The sequence below is a fragment of the Acrocarpospora catenulata genome, from assembly GCF_018476525.1.
In the GTDB taxonomy this organism is placed as follows: Bacteria; Actinomycetota; Actinomycetes; order Streptosporangiales; family Streptosporangiaceae; genus Acrocarpospora; species Acrocarpospora catenulata.
The window spans coordinates 1-1,757 of record NZ_JAHCST010000148.1 but is presented as its reverse complement, the minus strand read 5'-3'; the positions used below and the strand labels follow the sequence as shown (position 1 = coordinate 1,757).

Genomic DNA, 1,757 nt, shown 5'->3' with positions numbered 1-1,757 from the left:
CGTAACCGAACGGTGACCCTGGTTGCGGACTCCCGGACCCGCCCGCCCGCCCAAGGACCAGAACGAAGAGGAGCCTTCGGCACGCCCTGTTGAAGGCGACGCTTACCCGCGACCCGTCGCGCCGACCCGCAACCCCCGCCAGCGACCAGCCACCCGCCCAGACAGCGGTACCCAGCGCACGCATCGGAGCCCAAGTTCGTCGGCACAGCCCTTTCCTGCTCTGACCACTCACGGCGACCCCTCCACCACCGCCGCCACTCGATGCTGTTCGGTCTCCGCCCGTCTTCGGATACGTTCGGCAACCAGCCGCAACAGCCGAACCGACACCGGTTCCAACGCCGGATCAGACGCACTCACCCGCCGCCACACATACCGGCCCGGCTCCCGCTCCTCCTGGTCCGGATCCAGGCCCAGCGCCGCCAGCGCCCACGCCCTCCGATCGGCCTTATGCCCGGCAAGGGTCTTGCCCGACCACTTCCGCGACACCAGCACCCGCCGACCGCCATAACCCAGGTGATCCGGCTTGTGCGCCTTCTTCCGGCACCACCCCGGACGCAAGCCCCCCTTACAGCCCTTCGGCTGGACCCCGTAGCGCAGCCAGTTGGCACACTCGGGTGAACAGGGCTCCCACCGCACCGCATCCACCAGCCGCGCCACATGATCCGCGCTCCCCGATCCGGGCGGAGCGTCCCAGCCCTCACCGAGGGACTTCGACAGGTACTTGGACAGGTACTTGACCCGCTGATCCGCGTCCGGAGTGCCGCCCAACACGCCCTGCATGTCGAGCTGGGCACCGAACCGCACCACATGCAACGGCTCAGCCTCGCTACCGGCCGCCAACCGGTCCAACGCCTCATCCCAGGTGGGCAGCACCTCACCCGTGGCAGGGTCCACATAGCCCGCCCCGTCTTGCCACACCGGAACGTGCTCCCCGTCGAACCGCACCGTATCCACCGCAGGCCACCACACCTGGTGATAGGTGGCCGCCACCACCCGCCGCAGCTCAGCACGCGGCAACGTCCCCCGAATCGCCATGTGCAGATGCGGAGCCCGCCGCTTCTGCGGTTCGACTACGGCGAAGTACTGCACGTCGAACCCCGCCACACGGCGAAGGTTCTGAACGAAGCGATCCACCAGCTTGGAGAAGTGAAGAGCGTCCCGAGCTGCCGCCGCGTAGTCGTAACGATCCGGATCAACCGGAACCCCGTCCCTGACCTTGCCGTACGACGGAAGCGTGAGCGTGAGGAACATCGACGGGCGGAACGTCCGACCCTCACGGCCCGCGAACGTGCGCCCCAACGTCGAGTCCCGTACCTCACGCTTAGGCAGGTCCGGCACATCCTGACGCCGCCGCGTGGACCGCACCCGACGCGACCCCGCCTCATCAGCCGACCCCTCACCGGCCGCCTGACCATCCGAGGTCCCGCCCTCACTCGCGTCCCGCCGGACAGGTTGCGCCGCCGCGATCTCCGCGTCCAGTTCGGCAATCGCCGCATCCAGATCCGCCGTGTCCTCACCGGCCGCCGCCGCCTCATCCCGCCAGCCCACCGCCTGAACCCGCAGATCAGCCAGGTACCGCCGATACTCGGCAGGGGTCATCAGGTCCCCCGAGACCGGCTCTTGCTCCAGGTGCCAGCCTTCCCGGCATTGAGCCCGCCGAAGGTCGCGCACCCGCTTGGCGCACGGCGGACACCAGCTCTCCCGCCAGCTCCCGCACGGCAGGTCGATCACTTCTACGGCACCGGTGACCACATCCT

1 protein-coding gene is annotated in these 1,757 nt (G+C 69.0%); it reads right to left on the bottom strand.

What is annotated here, in order from left to right; genetic code table 11:
- Positions 1 to 228 precede the first annotated feature (228 nt).
- The coding region (locus tag KIP79_RS46095; protein WP_214111418.1) for a replication initiator at positions 229 to 1,757 on the bottom strand (1,529 nt) is incomplete at its 5' end.